15 protein-coding genes are annotated in these 18619 nt (G+C 67.8%); 4 read left to right on the forward strand and 11 right to left on the reverse strand.

Annotated features, from left to right (window positions below; genetic code table 11):
* Window positions 1–3 precede the first annotated feature (3 nt).
* From CJ301_RS01475 to CJ301_RS01490, 4 genes are all read right to left on the reverse strand, one after another.
* Window positions 4–762, reverse strand: coding sequence for an RlmE family RNA methyltransferase (locus CJ301_RS01475; RefSeq protein WP_099273492.1), 759 nt, complete (start codon window positions 760–762; stop codon window positions 4–6).
* A 107-nt stretch (window positions 763–869) separates the two neighbouring features.
* On the reverse strand, window positions 870–1925 hold the full coding sequence (locus CJ301_RS01480) for a dihydropteroate synthase (RefSeq protein ID WP_099273494.1): 1056 nt from the start codon (window positions 1923–1925) through the stop codon (window positions 870–872).
* Window positions 1926–1963: 38 nt separating this feature from the next.
* Entirely contained in the window at window positions 1964–2872 is a 909-nt protein-coding gene (locus tag CJ301_RS01485) for a methylenetetrahydrofolate reductase (protein WP_173812304.1), read from the reverse strand.
* A 23-nt stretch (window positions 2873–2895) separates the two neighbouring features.
* Window positions 2896–3192 carry a virulence factor gene (locus CJ301_RS01490; RefSeq protein ID WP_099273498.1) on the reverse strand — a complete coding sequence of 99 codons (297 nt, stop codon included), beginning with the start codon at window positions 3190–3192 and terminating at the stop codon, window positions 2896–2898.
* A 248-nt stretch (window positions 3193–3440) separates the two neighbouring features.
* Between CJ301_RS01490 and CJ301_RS01495 the strand changes: the two genes are divergently transcribed.
* Complete coding sequence (locus CJ301_RS01495; protein WP_099274152.1) at window positions 3441–4550, forward strand: Ppx/GppA phosphatase family protein; 1110 nt, start codon at window positions 3441–3443, stop codon at window positions 4548–4550.
* A 17-nt stretch (window positions 4551–4567) separates the two neighbouring features.
* Here CJ301_RS01495 and CJ301_RS01500 read toward each other — a convergent pair whose 3' ends face one another.
* The 5 genes from CJ301_RS01500 to CJ301_RS01520 form a co-directional block, all read right to left on the reverse strand.
* Window positions 4568–5665: an ABC transporter ATP-binding protein gene (locus CJ301_RS01500; protein WP_099273500.1), complete on the reverse strand. Its 1098-nt coding sequence runs from the start codon at window positions 5663–5665 to the stop codon at window positions 4568–4570.
* Between the two features lie 23 nt (window positions 5666–5688).
* Window positions 5689–7314 (reverse strand): alpha-amylase family glycosyl hydrolase, encoded by a 1626-nt coding sequence (locus tag CJ301_RS01505; protein WP_099273501.1) that lies wholly within the window; start codon window positions 7312–7314, stop codon window positions 5689–5691.
* Between the two features lie 58 nt (window positions 7315–7372).
* Window positions 7373–8524 carry a carbohydrate ABC transporter permease gene (locus CJ301_RS01510; RefSeq protein ID WP_099273503.1) on the reverse strand — a complete coding sequence of 384 codons (1152 nt, stop codon included), beginning with the start codon at window positions 8522–8524 and terminating at the stop codon, window positions 7373–7375.
* Window positions 8524–9765 (reverse strand): carbohydrate ABC transporter permease, encoded by a 1242-nt coding sequence (locus CJ301_RS01515; protein WP_099273505.1) that lies wholly within the window; start codon window positions 9763–9765, stop codon window positions 8524–8526. The genes CJ301_RS01510 and CJ301_RS01515 overlap by 1 nt, the downstream gene beginning before the upstream one ends.
* A 76-nt stretch (window positions 9766–9841) precedes the next feature.
* Window positions 9842–11188 carry an ABC transporter substrate-binding protein gene (locus CJ301_RS01520; protein ID WP_099273507.1) on the reverse strand — a complete coding sequence of 449 codons (1347 nt, stop codon included), beginning with the start codon at window positions 11186–11188 and terminating at the stop codon, window positions 9842–9844.
* Window positions 11189–11453: 265 nt separating this feature from the next.
* On the opposite strand from CJ301_RS01520, the gene CJ301_RS01525 reads away from it, so the two are divergent.
* Genes CJ301_RS01525 through CJ301_RS01535 form a run of 3 tightly spaced genes read left to right on the forward strand, consistent with a single transcriptional unit; the run spans window position 11454 to window position 14812 of the window.
* Entirely contained in the window at window positions 11454–12479 is a 1026-nt protein-coding gene (locus CJ301_RS01525; RefSeq protein ID WP_099273509.1) for a LacI family DNA-binding transcriptional regulator, read from the forward strand.
* A 10-nt stretch (window positions 12480–12489) separates the two neighbouring features.
* The gene (locus tag CJ301_RS01530) at window positions 12490–13809 is read left to right on the forward strand and encodes a GH1 family beta-glucosidase (RefSeq protein WP_099274154.1); all 1320 of its coding nucleotides are present in this window, start codon (window positions 12490–12492) and stop codon (window positions 13807–13809) included.
* Window positions 13810–13825: 16 nt separating this feature from the next.
* On the forward strand, window positions 13826–14812 hold the full coding sequence (locus CJ301_RS01535; protein WP_099273511.1) for a glucokinase: 987 nt from the start codon (window positions 13826–13828) through the stop codon (window positions 14810–14812).
* Between the two features lie 55 nt (window positions 14813–14867).
* Here the strand turns inward: CJ301_RS01535 and CJ301_RS01540 are convergent, their stop codons facing one another.
* Together CJ301_RS01540 and CJ301_RS01545 are read right to left on the reverse strand one after the other, a co-directional pair.
* On the reverse strand, window positions 14868–17144 hold the full coding sequence (locus tag CJ301_RS01540) for an ATP-binding protein (protein WP_173812312.1): 2277 nt from the start codon (window positions 17142–17144) through the stop codon (window positions 14868–14870).
* A 94-nt stretch (window positions 17145–17238) separates the two neighbouring features.
* Window positions 17239–18396, reverse strand: a complete 1158-nt coding sequence (locus CJ301_RS01545; protein WP_099273515.1) for an RsmB/NOP family class I SAM-dependent RNA methyltransferase — start codon at window positions 18394–18396, stop codon at window positions 17239–17241.
* Between the last annotated feature and the right edge of the window lie 223 nt (window positions 18397–18619).

Genomic DNA, 18619 nt, shown 5'->3' on the forward strand with positions numbered 1-18619 from the left:
GGATCACGCCTCGGGGCGCGCCTCCTCGTCCCGGCCCTTGTAGCCGGTGGCGACCACGAATTTCTCCGAGCTGTCGGAGCGCGAGGCGGGCGGCTTGACGTTCTGCACCTTCTCGAACTTCTGCTTGAGCAGCTGCTGCAGGCTGCCCTCGGCCCCGCCCGCGAGCACCTTGGCCACGAAGGTGCCGCCCGGCTCCAGCACGTCGAAGGCGAAATACGCCGCCGCCTCGCACAGCGCGATGATGCGCAGGTGGTCGGTCTGCTTGTGGCCCGAGGCCGAGGCGGCCATGTCCGACATCACCACCTCCGCGCCGCCGCCGAGCCAGTCCTTGACCTTGAGATCGGCGTCGTCCTCCATGAAATCGAGCTGGTGGATCTCGGCACCGGCGATGGGCTCGACCTCCTGCAGGTCGACGCCGAGCACCGAGCCCTGCGCCTTGCCCGATTTCGCGCCGAGCGCGTTGACCCGCGCCACCGCGACCTGGCACCAGCCGCCGGGCGCGCAGCCCAGATCGACCACCCGCGCCCCGGGCACGAGAAAGCGGAACTTGTCATCGAGCTCGATGATCTTGTAGGCGGCGCGGCCGCGATAGCCCTCGGCCTTGGCGCGCTTCACGTAAGGGTCGTTGAGCTGGCGCTCCAGCCAGAGCTTGGAGCTCATCTTGCGGCCCCGCGCGGTCTTGACCTTGACGGTCAGGTCGCGCTGCCCGCGCCCCGAGGTGTTGCCGCTGCCCGCGCCGGGCTTCTTGGGTGTCTTGGCCATGCCGGGCTCTCCTGATCCGAAGACCCCGACTATGCCAAGCGGGGGTGACGGGGCAAGCCCCGCCGCCCATCTCGCGTCACGATCGTTCGACCGCCGCGCGCCGCGGCTCAGGCCCGGCGCCGCCGACGCCCGCCATCGCGCCCGCCGCGCCCCTCGCCGGGCACGCCGGGGGGACGGTTGAAGCGGATCCATTCGCCGCCCGAGGGGTCGTTGTCGGTCAGGAAGTTCGCCGCGCGGATCGCGCTCATCTCCCCGCCCGGGCGCGCCTCGCGGCTGCCCAGCCCCATCAGCCGGCAGAAGGTCTCGTCATCCATGCCCTCGGGGATCACGATGCCCGCGGCCTCAAGCTCGGCCTTCTTCTCGGCGATCTTCGACAAGGGCGTCGGCAGGGCACAGGGATTCATGATCGCGCTGGTCATGCCCGAGGCGATCGCCATCGGCAAAAAGGCGTTGTTGATGCCGTGCCGGTTGGGCAGGCCGAAGGAGATGTTCGACGCGCCGCAGGTGGTGTTGACGCCCAGCTCGTCGCGCAGGCGGCGGACGAGCGAAAAGACCTGCAGGCCGGCCGTCGCCATCGCGCCGATCGGCATCACCAGCGGGTCGACCACGATGTCATGCGCGGGGATGCCGAAATCGGCGGCGCGCTCGACGATCTTCTTGGCGACGGCAAAGCGCACGTCGGGGTCTTCGGAGATGCCGGTGTCGTCATTCGAGATCGCCACCACCGGCACGTTGTATTTCTTGACCAGCGGCAGGACGAGTTCGAGCCGGTCCTCCTCACCCGTCACGGAGTTCAGCAGCGGGCGGCCTTCGGCCGCGGCGAGACCCGCTTCGAGCGCGGCGGGCACCGAGCTGTCGATGCACAAGGGCACGTCGACGAGGCCCTGCACCAGCTCGATCATCCTGGTCATGAGCGGCGGCTCGGTCTCGTTGGGGTTGGGGTTGGAGTTGTAGACCACGCCCGCATTGACATCGAGCATGGTCGCGCCGCAGGCGACCTGCGCGATGGCGTCCTTTTCCACGGTCGAGAAATCGCCCGCCTCCAGCTCGGCGGCGAGCTTCTTGCGGCCCGTGGGGTTGATCCGCTCACCGATCACGCAGAACGGCTGGTCAAAGCCGATGATCGCGGTTTTCGTTTTCGATTCGACGATCGTACGGGTCATTCTTCATCCTTGTCATTGGCCTTGGGAGGCCGGAAATCTCAGTTGGCGGCGGCGCGCTGCGAGAGGTGCCGCGCGGCCAGCCATTCGGCGCTGGCCTTGATGCCGCCCAGCGGGAAGAGATGCGCCTGCTCCAGCCCGAGCGCGGGCTCGGCCAGGCGGGCGCGCTCAAGTTCGGCGGCGACCTCGTCGGGCGCATAGGGCACGAGAAGCTTGCTGACGTCCATCGCCCGCTTCTGCAAGACCTTGAGCGAAGGCCCGACGCCGCAGGCCATCGCGTATTTGATCAGCGTCTGCAGCTTGGCGGGCCCCGCAAGGCCGACATGCACCGGCAGCTCGATCCCCGCCGCGCGGATCGTGCGCGCCCAGTCGATCACCGGCGCGGCGTCGAAGACGAACTGCGTGACCAGCGCCATCTGCGCATCCGAGCGGTTGGCGAAATCCTGTTTCCAGCGCAGCGCGTCGCGCACCACCGCATCGCCGCCATCGGGGTCGATGTCGCGATTGCCTTCGGGGTGGCCCGCCACGTGCAGCCGGGTGAAGCCCGCGGCATCGAAGAGCCCCGTCTTTAGAAGCTGCATGGAGGAGTGGAATTCGCCGCGCGGTTGCGCGATGCCGCCCGCCAGCACCAGCGCCTCGCGCACGCCCGCCTCGCCCTGGTAGCGCGCGATCCAGTCGGAAAGCTGCGCGCGGCTCTCGATGCTGCGGGCCGGGAAATGCGGCATGACCGTAAAGCCCTCGGCGGCGATGCGCGCCGCCGTCGCCACCATCTCCTCGATCGGCGTGCCGTCGATATGGGCGATGTAGACGCGGGTGCCCGCGGGCAGGATCGCGGCGAAACTGTCGACCTTGGCCGCGGTGCGCGGCATCACCTCGATCGAGGCTCGGGCGGTGAGCGCACCGCCCAGGACAGGCGCGGGGGCCGCGCGGCGGAAGGTCAACAGGGACATCAGCACCTCCTTGAGGGCGCGGTTCATTCGCGCCCGTGATTGTCGATCAGCGCCATCAGGCGCGCCTTGTCGTATTCGGCCTCGATCCGCTCTGCGGCAAGGCGCGCGGCCTCTTCCGGCGCGCCCTCGATCTCGCCCCATGGCTGCTTGCGCCATTCGGCGAGGTAGTCATCCGTGCCCGCCGCGCCCGATTTCATCGCCGCACGGTCGATCGCCTGCTCGAACCGCTCGGAGAGCTGCAGCTTGGTGCCGCGCCGACCGCGGCCGACGATCACCTGCGCCGGCATGTCGCGCCAGAGAACGAGCGTGATTTCGGGCATTGCGGATCCTTTCCTCGACATCGCTGATAGCGCGCCGCACCACGGGCGCAGGGTCGAAATTCGACATATTGTCCGCGTGGCGCGACGCCAGCCCTTTTCGCAGCCGCGTGGCCGGGCGACCAGTGCCGCGAATCCTCAAAATAACCAAGATCGTGATGAGTTGCGTAAAGATACGGTACGTCGCGATGCTTGCGCCGCATCCGCGCAACCCCTACCCTGAGAGCAACTCGATATTGGAGGGCGTATTCATGGCGCCCATGCGTCCCGACGGTGCGGGCGCGTTCCCCAAAGCGGTGAGATCCCCCGCGCCAGGCCCGGATCAAGCGACGCTCTATGCCGCGCTTGATCTCGGTACAAACAGCTGTCGAATGCTGATTGCCCAGCCCAAGGGCAGCCAGTTTCACGTGGTCGACAGCTTTTCCAAGACGGTCCAGCTGGGCCACGGGCTCGAACAATCGGGCCGGCTTTCGCGTGCCTCGATGAATCGCACCATCGGCGCGATCCGCATCTGCCGCCAGAAGCTGCAGAAACATGGCGTCAGCCGGATGCGGCTGGTCGCGACCGAGGCCTGCAGGCGGGCCAAGAACGGCCGCGCCTTTCTCGCGCAGGTGCAGCGCGACACCGGGCTGAGGCTCGACGTGATCCGCCCCGAGGAAGAGGCGCGGCTCGCGGTGATCTCCTGCGCGCCGCTGGTCTCCACGAGGACCGAGCAGCTGCTCGTCGTCGATATCGGCGGCGGCTCGACCGAGCTGGTCTGGATCGACCTGACCAACGTGCCCCGGCGCGAGCGCCCGCGCGCGATCATGCGGCTGCATTCGGGCTTCCAGCAGGACCCCGGCCCCTTCGCCGCCGCCAAGGTGGTCGACTGGATCTCGGTGCCGCTCGGCGTGGCGACGCTGCGCGACCAATTCCACGACGTGGAAGACGACGCGGCCCGCTTCGCGCTGATGAGCTGGTTCTTCGAGGAGAACCTCTCGGGCTTCGCCCCTTCGGCCGCCGAGCAGGCGCGCGAGGGCTTCCAGATCATCGGCACCTCGGGCACGGTCACCACCGTCGCGGCGAGCCATCTGGGGCTCAGGCGCTACGACCGCAACAAGGTCGACGGGCTGCGCATGACCTCCGACCAGATCGACGCGGTGATCCGCGACTACCTCGCGCTCGGCCCCGAAGGGCGGCGCGAGGACCCGCGCATCGGCCGCGACCGGCAGGCGCTGATCATGTCGGGCTCGGCGATCCTGCAGGCGCTGATGCGGCTGTGGCCGACCGACCGGCTCTCGGTCGCCGACCGGGGCCTGCGCGAGGGGCTGCTCTACGCGCAGATGAGCGCCGACGGCGTGCTGGAGGACGGGCCCTACTGAGGCCCGCCCCGCTTGGCTCAGCGGTAGTAGAGCGAGCGCCCGTCGAGGAAGACCTGCACCTTTTCGGGCGCGGCCGAGAGGCGGACATTGCGGCCGCGCAGATCCGAATGGATGCCCGGCAGCTTGGCGATCACCGGATCGGCGCCGCCCACCTTCTCGAAATAGAGGATCGTCACCTCGCCGAGCGACTCGGTGAAATCGACCTTGCCCTCGAAGATGTAGGCGTCGCCCTCGCTCGTCGTCTCCAGCAGATCCTCGGGACGCGCGCCGAGCTTGACCGCGCGGCCCATGTCGGCCTCGGTCGAGGGCGCGTTCGAGACCGCCACGCCGCCGCCGTCGAGCGTCACGGTGGTCTGCGCGCCGGTGCCGGTGATCTTGCCGGGCAGCAGGTTCATCGCCGGAGAGCCGATGAACTGCGCCACGAACTCGTTCTCGGGGCGCTCGTAAAGTTCGAGCGGCGTGCCGACCTGCGCGATGCCCTTGTTGGCCAGCACCACGATCCGGGTCGCCAGCGTCATCGCCTCGACCTGGTCATGGGTGACGTAGATCATCGTCGAATCGGGCATCGATTCCTTGAGCTGCGCGATCTCGATCCGGGTGGCGACGCGCAGCGCCGCGTCGAGATTCGAGAGCGGCTCGTCGAAGAGATAGACCTTGGGATCGCGCACGATCGAGCGGCCGATCGCCACACGCTGCCGCTGCCCGCCCGAAAGCGCCTTGGGCAGGCGGTCGAGATAGGGTTCGAGCTGCAGGATGCGCGCCGCCTTGGTGATCGCGGCGTCGATCTCCTCCTTCGACTTCTTGGCGAGCTTCAGCGCGAAGGCCATGTTGTCGCGCACCGTCATGTGCGGGTAGAGCGCGTAGGACTGGAACACCATGGCAATGCCACGCTGCGCGGGCGGCACGTCGTTGACCACCTGCCCGTCGATCTCGAGCGTGCCGCCCGAGATCTCCTCGAGCCCCGCGATCATGCGCAGAAGCGTGGACTTGCCGCAGCCCGAGGGGCCGACAAAGACGACGAGCTCGCCCTTGCCGATCTCCAGATCGATGTTCTTGAGAACCTCGACCGACCCGCCATAGGTCTTGGCCACATCCTTGAGTTTCAGCTCTGCCATGGGGGTCCCTTCCCTGCTCCGTCTCAGTCCGTCGGTCGCTTCAGCACCAGGCAGCATTGCCATGGCTCGAGACGGACCAGCCCGTTCTCGGCCTTCGTCACCGAGCCCAGATCGGTGCCGATCGGGGCCCAGGCGCCCTGGGGCAGCGGCACCTCGGCCGGCTCCTCCCCCAGATTGAAGGCGCAGAAGATCGTCTCGTTCTCGTCGTGGCGCACGAAATGCACCACGTCGCCGCGCGAATGCACGCCGTGATCCGCGCCGGTGGCCAGCACCGGATGCGCGTGGCGCAGCGCGATGGCGCGGCGGTAATGATGCAGCATCGCCTCCGGGTCGGCCTCCTGCTCGGCCACCGCCAGCGGCAGATGCGCAGGCGAGACCGGCAGCCAGGGGCGGCCCTCTGAAAAGCCGCCATTGGGCGCGGAGCCATTCCACGCGATCGGCGTGCGGCAGCCGTCGCGGCCCTTGTATTCGGGCCAGAACTCGATCCCGTAGGGGTCCTGCAGATCCTCGAAGGCGACCTCGGCCTCCGGCAGGCCCAGCTCCTCGCCCTGATAGATGCAGACCGAGCCGCGCAGGCACATCAGCATCGTGGTATAGGCCCGCGCCGCCGCGTCGGAGAGCTTCCAGCGGGTGACGTGGCGCTCCACGTCGTGGTTGGAATAGGACCAGCAGGGCCAGGCGTCGGGGGCGGCGTGGCTCAGCCGGTAGAAGGTGTCGGCAGCGGCGGCGGCGGTGAGGCGCGGCGGCTGCAGCATCTCGAACGGGTAGCACATCTGCACCTTGTCGCCGCCCGAGGTGTATTCGGCCATGATCTCGAGCCCGCGCTGCGCATCGCCCACCTCGCCCACGGCGGCGGCGCCGTAGGGTTCGAGCTCGGCGCGGAACCGGCGCAGGAATTCGAGGTTCTCGGGCTGGTTCTTGGAGTAGAGATGCTCCTGCCAGTTATAGGGGTTCACGCCGGGCGCGATGGAATCGTTGCGCCGCTCGGGCGGCAGCGCCGGGTTGTCGCGCAGCTGAGCGTCGGCGAAGTAGAAATTGATCGTGTCGAGGCGGAAGCCGTCGACCCCGCGCTTGAGCCAGAACCGCTCCACGTCGAGCAGCGCCTCCTGGACCTCGGCGTTGTGAAAGTTCAGGTCCGGCTGGCTGGTCAGGAAGTTGTGCAGGTAATACTGCATCCGCCGCCCGTCCCACTGCCAGGCCGAGCCGCCGAAGATCGACAGCCAGTTGTTGGGCGGGGTGCCGTCGGGCTTGGCGTTGGCCCAGACATACCAGTCGGCCTTGGGATTGTCGCGGTTCGACCGGCTCTCGACGAACCAGGGATGCGCCTCGGCGGTGTGCGACAGCACCAGGTCGATCATCACCCGAATGCCCAGACCATGCGCCGTCTCGATCACCGCGTCGAAATCCGCCAGCGTGCCGAACATCGGATCGACATCGCAGTAATCCGAGACGTCGTAGCCGAAATCCTTCATCGGCGAGGTGAAGAAGGGTGAGATCCAGATCGCGTCCACGCCCAAGGAGGCGATATGCGGCAGCCGCTTCACGATGCCCTTGAGGTCACCGATCCCGTCTCCGTCCATGTCCTGGTAGCTGCGCGGATAGATCTGGTAGATCACCGCGCCGCGCCACCAGTCGGGGTTTTTCGGCATGCGGGTCCTGTCGGCCGAAGCCGGGGCGGAGACGGGTCGTATCATCGCAAAGCAGTCCTCATTTCACGGAGCCCGCAAGCAGGCCGCGCACGAGGTATTTCTGCATGGCGAAAAACACAACAAGCGGAACCGCGATCGAGACGAAAGCTGCCGTCGCGAGAATTTCCCAATTGCCGCCGCGCGTGCCCAGAAGCTCGATGATCTGCTTGGTCATCACCGTGGTCTCGCCCGAGCTGTCGATCAGGAAGACGATCGCCACCAGCAGGTCGTTCCAGGTCCACAGGAACTGGAAGATCGCGAAGGAGGCCAGCGCCGGAAAGCTCAGCGGCAGGATGATCTTGGTGAAGATCTGGAAATCGGTCGCGCCATCGACCTTGGCGTTCTCGATGATGTCGCGCGGCAGGCCGACCATGTAGTTGCGCAGAATGTAGATCGCGAGTGGCAGGCCGAAGCCGGTATGCGCCAGCCAGACCCCGAGATAGCCCTTGCCGATGCCGATCTCGTTATGCAGCTTCAGCAGCGGGATCAGCGCCAGCTGCAACGGCACCACGAGCAGGCCGACGATCGCCGCGATCAGCAGCGCCCGGCCCGGAAAATCCATCCATGCCAGCGCATAGGCGGCGAAGGCCGCCACCAGGATCGGGATGATCGTCGCCGGGATCGACACCGTCAGCGTGTTGAAGAAGGCCTTCGACATGCCCTCGATGTTGTTGGGGTCGAACAGCATGTTGTCGTAGTTTTCGAGCGTGAACTCGGGCGCCACCTCGGCTGTGACGAAGACCCGCTGGCCGCGCCCCGACATCTCGGCTTCGGAGGTGTAGACGTAATCGCCATCGGCCTCGACGGCGATGATCTCGCCATCGCCCATATCGACCGTCTCGCCGGGGGCGTAGGCGCCGACATCGCGCGAGGAGGTGCCATAGGCGGAAATGTCGAGTTGCTCGATGCCCTCATGCGCAAAGAGGTTGCCCGAAACGGTGTAGAGCCCGTCGATCAGCTCGGCCTCGTCGCCGCCCGCGGTCCGAAGCGTCAGGTTCTGCTCGGTGGGCAGCATGGATTTCCACCAGCCCGACGAGGCGATCTGGTCGCCGGTGCGGAAGGAGGAGACCAGCAGGCCCACGGTCGGGAACACCCAAAGCGCCACCAGCGCCAGGACCGCGATGTTGACCGCCCAGCTCAGCGCGGATTTCTTGCCGGCGATGTTGTCCATCAGCGCATCTCCTTGCGGGCGTTGTAGACGTTCCAGATCAGGATCGGCGTGACCATCAGCATGATGACCATCGCGCCCGCCGAGCCCACGCCCCAGTCATTGGCGCGAAACAGCTTGTCATACATGTAGTTGGCCAGCACCTGCGTCTCCCACTGGCCGTTGGTCATGGCAAAGACGATGTCGAAGACCTTGAGCACGATGATGGTGATGGTGGTCCAGACCACGACGATGGTGCCGACGATCTGCGGCATCTTGATCTTGAAGAAGATCTGGAACGGGTTGGCGCCGTCGACGATGGCGGCCTCGACCGTCTCCTCGGGGATGCCCCTGAGCGCCGCCGAGAGCAGCACCATGGCAAAGCCGGTCTGGATCCAGATCAGCACGATCATCAGGAAGAAGTTGTTCCAGAAGGGGATGGTGAGCCAGGTCTGCGGCTGGCCATAGGGAAACTCGGCGGTGAAGACCGCGAGCGTCTGGCGCAGCATCAGGAAAACGACCGCCGCCATCAGCACCGCGCCCAGGATGCGCAGCGCGCCGAAGATCACGCCGGGGCTGCGCCCCTCGCGGCCCAGGACCGGCTTGATCAGCGACCAGGCGAGCGCGCCCGCGCCCGCGGCCAGCGCCAGAAGCAGCAGCCCCGGCACGAGGCGCAGCCAGATGAAGGAGCCCACGCCCCCGTCGAAGCCGAGCCAGACGGCGTTGAGCACGCCGATCTGCTCCTGGCCCGCGGGGCGGGTGTCGTAGATCAGCTTGAAGATCACCGCCGCGCCGACGAAGGAGATCGCCATCGGCATGAAGATCAGCGACTTGGCGATGGAGCCCCATTTTATGCGATCGGTGAGCTGCGCGGCCAGAAGGCCGAAGGCGGTCGAGGCGGCGGGCACCACGATCAGCCACAGGATATTGTTGGAAAAGCCTTCCCAGAATTTCGGCTCGCGCAGCATCTGCTGGTAATTGGCGAGCCCGACGAATTCGTAGCCGCCGCCACGCACCCTTTGGGTCAGCGACAGGCGCAGCGTCTCGAACACCGGGTAGGCGAGATAGAGGCCCAGCGCGAGAAGCGCGGGCAGCAGGAAAAGCCAGGGCCGGATCATGTTGGCGCGGTTGATGTTGCGCCCGGCATTGGGCCCGCGCGGCGGAAACAGCACCTTGTCGAGGACGATGTTGGAAAAATAGAAATAGGCGACGCAGCCGCCGACGCCGATCACGATGGTCAGCAAGCCCTGTAGTGCCGGATTCATTGCGCCCTCCCCGATCCTCGATGCAAAGAAGCGGCCGCGAGCCGAGTCGCGACCGCTTGGTCTTATGGTTACACGCTTATTTCAGGGCGTCCCAAGAATCTTGGATCTCGGAGGCGACGCTCTGGGCGTCTTCGCCGCCGGCATAATCGACCATGCCGGTCCAGAACGAGCCCGCGCCGACGCCGCCGGGCATCAGGTCCGAGCCGTCGAAGCGGAAGGTGGTCGCCTCGAGCAGGATGTCGTTCATCTTCTTGAGCGTCGGATCGCCGAACACCTCGGTGTTGACCGTGGTCAGCGGCGTCAGGAAGCCGCGCTGCGCCATCCAGACCTCGTGGGCGATCGGCGTCTGCAGCCACTGCATGAAGACGTCGGCCGCCTCCGAGGCCTCGGTGATGCCGAACATCGTGCCAGCGCCGAGCACCGGCTGGCCGAGATCCTTTTCCTCATAGGCGGGGAAATAGAAGAAGTCGGCATCGAGGCCCACTTCGGTGCCTTCGGGGAAAAAGCTCGGGATGAAGGAGGCCTGGCGGTGCATGTAGCACTGCGGCGGGCTGTCGAAGAGGCCCTTGGGGCTGTCGCGGAAATCGGTCGAGGCCACCGCCTCGCGGCCACCGGCGACGCGGTCGCCCTCGATGAAATAGCCGAACTCCTCGATCGCCGCGACCACCTCGGGCGCGTCGAAGGGCATCTCGTTGCTGACCCACTGGTCATAGACCTCGGGCGGCTGGGTGCGCAGCATCAGGTCCTCGACCCAGTCGGTGGCGGGCCAGCCGGTCGCGCCGCCCGAACCGAGGCCGATGCACCAGGGCGTCTCGCCCTCCTCGACCATCTGCTCGGTGAGCGCCTTCAGCTCCTCCATCGTCTCGGGCACCTCGTAGCCCGCATCCTCGAAGTTCTCGGGCACGTACCACACGAGGCTCTTCACGTCGGCCTTGTAGAAGAAGCCGTAGAGATCCTCTTCGCCCTCGGGGCCCTCGAAGGTCGCCAGATCGACCCAGGACTGGCCCGCGGCGTAGTTCTCGGCGACCCAGTCGCCGGTGCCCTCGGGCATCGGTTCGAGATAGCCCAGAGCGGCGAGATCGCGCGCGAGGCCCGGCTGCGGGAAGACGGCGATGTTGGGGGCCGAGCCCGCCTCGGTGTCGATGCGGATCTGCGTCTCGAAGCCGTCCGAGCCGGTATATTGCACGTCGGCGCCGGTCGCTTCCTCGAAATAGGCGAGCATCGATTCAAACAGCTCCTGGTCGGCGCTGAGCCAGGGGCCGAAGACGGTCAGCGTCTCGCCCGACAGGTCATGCGCCTCGGCGAACTGGTTGTAGCTGTCCCAGTCGAATCCGCCTTCGCCCACGGGGAATTTCAGATCCTGCGCTGCAGCCGCCGATGCCAGCGCAATGCCTGCGACGCCCGCGAGAAAGATGGTCTTCATGCGTTACCCTCCCGTAACCGCGCCCCCACGCGCGGGAGGCGCTTATGAATGGCCAGTGCCCCGGACGCGACAATGCACGCCAAAGCGCTTTGGACATGGTCAACCTGTCTGAGCCCTCGGGCGCTGTCAATGGGCTCTTCCATTCCTCCACCGATGAATCCCAAGGCATTTCCGGCTCGGTCCGTCTTGAAACTGCGCTTTGACGCGCGCCGGATCGTGGCCTAGGGTAACGCCAGTTTCAAAAGCGCTTTGGAAAGCTCTCGGAATGAATCTCAAGCAGCTTTCGGCCCTGCTCGGCTTGAGCCAGACGACGGTCAGCCGGGCGTTGAACGGCTATGCGGATGTCAGCGCGGCGACGCGCGCGCGCGTTCTGGCCGCGGCCGAGGCGCATGACTACCGCCCCAACACGCGGGCGCGGGCGCTGGCCACCGGGCGCAGCGGCGTGATCGGCCATGTCATTCCGCGAATCAACACCCACGCCATGGTCAACCCGATCTTCGCCGATTTCATCGCCGGGGCGGGCGAGACCTATTCCCAGGCGGGCTACGAGATGCTGATCTCGGTGGTCGATGACGGCGAGGAAGAAAAGGCCTACCGGTCGATGAAGCGGCGCGGACTGGTCGACGGGCTGGTCGTCTCGGCGCCGCGGATGAACGATCCGCGCATCGCGCTGCTCGACGAGATCGGCCTGCCCTATGCCGTGCATGGAAGGGCGACCGGCGCCGACCGGCCCTATTGCTGGGTCGACGTCAACAACCGCCGCGCCTTTGCCCGCGCCACCGATTTCCTGATCGATCTCGGTCACAGGCGGATCGGTTTGATCAACGGCATGGAGACGATGGATTTCGCCCACCGCCGGCGCAGGGGCTACGAGGAGGCGCTGCGCGCGCGCGGGCTGGCGGTGGATGCGGCGCTGACCCGGCAGGACGAGATGACCGAGGGCTATGGCTGGCGCGCCGCGCGCGAGCTGCTCGCCCTGCCCGATCCGCCGACCGCCTTTCTCGTCTCCTCGGTGATCTGCATGCTCGGCGTGCGCCGCGCGATCGAGGAGGCCGGGCTGATGCTCGGGCGCGACGTCTCCGCGATCACCCATGACGACCAGCTCTCCTACCTGCGCGATGACGGCCCCGTGCCCACCTTCACCGCGACCCGGTCTTCGGTGCGCGAGGCTGGACAGCGGCTTGCCCGGATGGTCATAGACCGCATCGACACACCGCAGGTTCCGCATGCCCACGAATTGCTCGAGGCCGAACTGATCATCGGCCGCTCGACCGGACCGGCTCCAAGATAAGGCGATGAAGATGCATCCGACCCGCAAGGATTTCCCGCAAGGCTTCGTGTTCGGAGCGGCAACGGCCGCCTACCAGATCGAGGGGCACCGTTTCGGCGGCGCAGGCCCCACCCATTGGGACAGCTTCGCCAAGGGCCCCGGCAACGTGGTGCGGGCCGAGGACGGCGCGACCGCCTGCGACCATTACCATCGCTACGAGGCGGATCTCGACCTGCTGCGCGAGGGCGGCTTCGACGCCTATCGCTTCTCGACCTCCTGGGCGCGGGTCATGCCCGATGGCCGGACGGTGAACCCCGAGGGGCTCGATTTCTACGACCGGCTGGTCGACGCGGTGCTGGAGCGCGGGCTGAAGCCCTTCCAGACGCTCTATCATTGGGAGCTGCCCTCCGCGCTCGCCGATCGCGGCGGCTGGGCCAACCGCGACACGGCGCTCGCCTTCGCCGATTTTTCCGAAACCATCAGCGCCCGCATCGGCGACCGCGTCGCCTCGACCGCGACCATCAACGAGCCCTGGTGCGTCGCCTGGCTGTCGCATTACCTCGGCCATCACGCGCCGGGGCTGCGCGACATCCGCGCCGCGGCGCGGGCCATGCACCACATCCTGCTGGCGCATGGCCTCGCGGTCGAGCGGCTGCGCGGCATGGGGCGCGAGGAGCTGGGCATCGTGCTCAATTTCGAGCGCGCGATGCCCGCCACGGAAGCACCCGCCGATGCCGCCGCCGCCGACATACAGGACCAGATCTACAATCGCTGGTTCCTCGAGGCGATCGCGCATGGCCGCTATCCCGAGGGCGCGCTGGCGGGCCTTGCGCCGCACATGCCCGAGGGCTGGCAAGAGGACATGGCCCTGATCTCGCAGCCGCTCGACTGGCTCGGCGTGAATTACTACACCCGCGCGATGATGCAGGCCGCCCCCGATCAGCCCTGGCCGTCGGTCACGGCGGTCGAAGGCCCCCTGCCCAAGACGCAGATGGGATGGGAGATCCACCCCGAGGGCCTGCATCATTTCCTGCTGCGCGCGCGCGACGCGTTGGGCGCGGTGCCGGTCTATGTCACCGAAAACGGCATGGCCCGCGCCGACACGCTCGAAGACGGCGCCGTCAAGGACCCCGAGCGCACGGCCTTCATCTTCGACCATCTCGACGCCATGCGCCGCGCCATCGCCGATGGCGTCGATCTGCGCGGCTTCTTCTACTGGTCGCTGCTCGACAATTACGAATGGGCCTTCGGCTATGAGAAGCGCTTCGGCCTCGTCCATGTCGATTTCGAAACCCAGGCGCGCACGCCGAAGTCCTCGTTTCACGCCCTCTGCGCCGCGCTCGCCCGCTAAGTCCGAAGGAAACCGCATGTCCCACCCCGACAACGCCTATTCCCTGGTCGCCGATATCGGCGGCACCAACACGCGCGTCGCGCTCGCCCGCGGGCTCGAGATCCTCGAAACCAGCATCCGCCGCTATTCGAACGCCGATTACGCCGGGCTCGAGACGGTGCTGAAACGCTATGTCGCCGAAGAAGGCGGGGTCGATTGCATCGGCGCCTGCGTCGCCGTGGCCGGCCCGGTGCGCGACGGGCGCGCGACGATGACCAATCTCGACTGGACCATCGACAAGACCACGCTGAGCCGGGCCACCGGCGCCGAAACGGTGGCGATCCTCAACGACCTGCAGGCGCAGGGCCACGCGCTGGGCCATGTGCCGGCCGACAATCTGCGCGAAATCATCCCCTTCCCGGAGGCGTCGCCCCATGCGGCAAAGCTGGTGATCGGCGTCGGCACCGGCTTCAACGCGACGCCGGTCTTCGACACCGAGGATGGCCGCTACGTCACCCCTTCGGAATCGGGGCATGTCAACCTGCCGGTCAACAGCGAAGAGGAGCTGCGCCTGGCGCAGTTCGTCTCGACGGCGCATGGCTTTCCGGCGGTCGAGGACGTGCTGTCGGGCCGCGGGCTCGAACGGATCTATGCCTGGCTCGGCGTCGAGGCGGGCGATCCGGCCGAGAAGACGGCGGCCGAGATCATGACCGGCTGCGCCGAGAAGAGCGATCCACGCGCGATCGAGGCCGCCCGCGTCTTCACCCGCTTTCTCGGCACGACGGCGGGCAATCTCGCGCTGATCCAGCTTCCCTTCGGCGGGGTCTACCTCGTGGGCGGCGTCTCGCGCGCCATCGCGCCCTATCTGCGCGAATTCGGCTTTGCCGATGCCTTCCGCGACAAGGGGCGCTTTGCCGGCTTCATGGGCAATTTCGGCGTCTCGGTGATCGAGGATGATTACGCCGCCCTGACCGGCTGCGCAGCGCATCTCAACGGGCTGCTCCTGCCCGGCACCGCGAGCTGACGCCCCGCGGCCCCGCGATGCCTGCGCGTCGCGAGGCCGCGCATCGCCCTATGGTTCAGCAGGCGATCCGCGATTGCACCGTGGTCGCGAGATCGGTCAGCGAGAAGGGCTTGGGCAGGAAGACCGAATTCGGGATGCCCGCCTGCTGCTCGGCGAAGGCATCCTCGGCATAGCCCGACACGAAGACGACCTGCGTCTGCGGCCGGTCGACCAGGGCCTCGCGCACCCAGGTCGGCCCGTCCTTGCCCGGCATGATGACATCGGTCACGAAAATGTCGACCTTCAGCTCCGGGTCCGCCAGCAGCGCCAGAGCCGCCTCCGCATCCTCGGCCTCGAGAACCGTGAGCCCCCGCAGCCGCAGGGCTCGCGCGGCAAAGGCCCGCACCGGAGCCTCGTCCTCCACCAGCAGCACGACGCCCTCGGCATGACGGGCCAGCGGCCCGGGCTCCGCCGGCCGGGCGGGGCGTTCGGGCTCGGCCAGGGGGGCGCGATGCGGCAGCATGAGCGTGAAGCAGCTGCCTTCCCCAGGCGCACTGTCGACGAAGACATAGCCTCCGCTCTGCTTGACGATGCCATAGACGGTGGAGAGGCCCAGCCCGGTGCCCTCTCCGGGCCGCTTCGTCGTGTAGAAGGGTTCGAATATCTTGTGCAGCTTCTCGGGCGGTATGCCGCAGCCGTGATCCATGACCCGGATCCTGACCCATTCGCCCGCGGGCACGATGGCGCGGTCGCGATGCATCGGGGCGTCGAGCCAGAGATTGTCGGTTTCGACCACGATCTCCCCGCCCTGGGCCATGGCGTCGCGGGCATTGACCACGAGGTTCATCAGCACCTGTTCGAGCTGGCGGCGATCGGCGCGGACCTGTTTGAGGTCGGGGTCGTGGTTGAGCGTGAGCCTGACCTTCTCGCCGACGAGCCGGTTGAGCAGATGGGTGAGGTCGGACAGCGTGTCGCGCAGATCGAGCTGTTCGAGCCTGAGGTTCTGCTTGCGCGAATAGGCCAGGAGCTGGCCGACGAGGCTGGCGGCGCGGTTCGCGTTCTGGTGGATCTGCGTCAGGTCGCCGAAATCCTGATCGTCCTTGTCGTGCCGCAGCAGCAAGAGGTCGCAATGGCCGGAAATGGCCGTGAGCAGGTTGTTGAAATCATGGGCGATGCCGCCTGCGAGCTGGCCGATCGCCTGCATCTTCTGGGCCTGCACGAACTGCGCTTCGAGCGATTTGTGCTCCGTCGCGTCATAGAGCACGGCGACGAGGCAGCCCGACGCGTCGGCCTTGCCGAGCGTGACCTGCAGCACCGTGTCCCGCCCCGGCCCGCGCAGCTTGAGAAACTGCGGCCCCGGCACGGCCCGGCCCTCGGCCGCCTCGGCGAGCCAGTCGCCCAGCGGCCGGCCGAGCCCCTCGAGCAGGTCCGACAGCCGGGCGCCCGGCCCCGGCGGCTCCGGCAGCAGGGTCTGGGCCGCCTGGTTCGCATCGAGGATGATCCCGGCCCGGTCCAGCCGCAAGAGCGGCACAGGAAACCCGTCGATCCCGGTGCTTTCGGGGTCGCGCGGCACGCTGTCGGGCGGCAGTAGGTAGATCTCGCGCCGCCCCGCGGCGGCGGGGATCTCGGCCATGATGGCTTCGGTCGGCTCGGGCGTTCCATGCAGGAGCTGCACCTGCCCCGGCCGGGGCGGCTCGGGCCCGAATATGGCTTCGAGCGTGCTTGCGCGCCCGCCGGTCAGGGCGCGGCAGGCCTCGTTCATGTAAAGGATCGTCCCCGTCGGGCCGGCGGTCAGCATCGGCAGGCCGAGCGCATCGGCGGCCCTGCCGGTGCCGGTCCGCTCCGTCAGATCGTCGATGCGCCACAGCAGCGCCCCCGCCCCCAGCCGGGTCACGGTCAGGCGCAGATGGCCGCGCCGGGTCGCGATCATGTCCTGGGCCGAGCCTTCGATGGCGGCGCGCTGGCGCAGGCGCGACAGGGTGGCGGAGGGCGTCGCGAAATGGCGCGAAAGCGCGGCAGCGAGCGTGCCGCAGCGCGCACCGAACCGCTGGGACGCGGCCAGGTTGCAATCCAGTATCGTGCCCTGCATGTCGCTGAGCAGACCGGGCACGGTATCGCGCTCGATGATCCGCGCGCCGAGCCGCACGAGATCGCGGCGCAGCCGCGCCCGGCGCAGGCGGCGTATCCCGAACAGCCCGGCCACGCAGGCCAGCGTCGAGCCGAGCAGCAGCAGCGCGAGCGCCGCGTGGCCATCGGGCGACAGGGCCGCCGCCGCCAGCGCCATCGAGGCCATGCCGAGAATGGCCGCCAGATGCGCAGCGCCCGGGAGAGCATCTCCGTCGTCGGCCGCCATGGCCGGCAGATCGAGTTCGACCACCTCTGCCTCCTTCGATGTCCTCTCAGACAAGGAAGGCCAAAAACACTAACACCGGGTTAAGGAATACGGCTCAGCCCTGCTCGAACCTTGCCAGAAAGAAGCCGTCGCCCGCCTCGTCGGGCCATCTCTGCATCCGGTCGCACAGGCGCCAATGGGGGTGGCGCTCCAGAAAACCGGTGACGATCGCGTCGTTTTCCTCGTGCAGCACCGAGCAGGTCGCATAGCTCAGGCTGCCGCCCGGCGCGACATGCGCGAGCGCTTCATCGAGCAGCCGCGCCTGCAGCTGCGCGAGATCGCGCAGCGCCTCCGGGGTCAGCCGCCACTTGCCATCCGGGTCGCGGCGCCATGTGCCGCTGCCCGAGCATGGCGCATCGACGAGCACATGGTCGTAGCGCGCCGCCCCGGGATCTTCGGCCAGCTCGATCCGCACGCCTGCGCGCGCCGCGCGGGCGGGGATGTCGCGCATGCGCGCGGCGCTGATGTCATGCGCCGTCACCGCGACCTCTGCCCGCCCGGCCAGCGCCAGCGCCTTGCCGCCGCCACCGGCGCAATAGTCAAGCACACTCTGGCCATCGCGCAGCGGCAGGCGCAGCATCGCGGCCTGCGACGAGGCGTCCTGCAGCTCGACAGGGCCATCGGTGAAGGCGCGGCTGCGCGACAGCGCCCTTTCGCCCGAGATCACCCGCAGGGCGCCCTCGACCGTCTCATGCGCGGCGGCAGCAATGCCCTCCTGCGCAAGGGCCTCGATCGCGGTGGCGGCATCGGCGCGGCGCGGATTGACGCGCAGATAGACCGGCGCCCGTCTGCGCAGCGCAAGGGCGGCAGGCCCGGCCCGGGGGCCGAGATCGGCCTCGAAGCGCTGCCAGAGCCAATCGGGCAGGTCATGCGCCACCGCCGCCGGGGGCGGATCGGTGGGGGCCGCCTCTTCCGCCGATGACAGCGCGGCGGGCGCGTGCCCCTGCCCGGTGAAGACGAGATCGAGATCCGCGCCATCCTCGCGCAGCAACCCGATCATGATCCCCCGGCCCGTCTGCGCTCCGCCGGCATGGGCGGCCGACCGCCTGCGCCGCCAGCCGTCGAAGACGTGATCGCGCACCGCGGCCCGATCCTTGGAGCCCGCGTAGCGGCTGCCGCGCGACCAGCGCAGCAACGCCTTTTCGACCGGCATCCCGGCAAGGCAATCATCGATAACCCCGATCGCGGCGGCGACGCGCGCGGCCGGGGTCACCGGTCCACCCCCAAGATCGGCCCGAACGATGCCATCCTGCCCCCCGGTGCCATCTGCATTCCGTCCTGCCGCATCATCTCATGCCCATCCGCCGTTTCGGGCCATGCTCTATACCCACGGAGGCCGGGAATGAAGGCCGCAGCTCATCGGCGGGGCGGTATGAAAAGACTACCGATCGCCAGGCTTCGGATATCTGTGCGGCGGAGAGAGCTCGCGGCGACCC

This window comes from Limimaricola cinnabarinus (assembly GCF_002723615.1).
GTDB lineage: Bacteria > Pseudomonadota > Alphaproteobacteria > Rhodobacterales > Rhodobacteraceae > Limimaricola > Limimaricola cinnabarinus_B.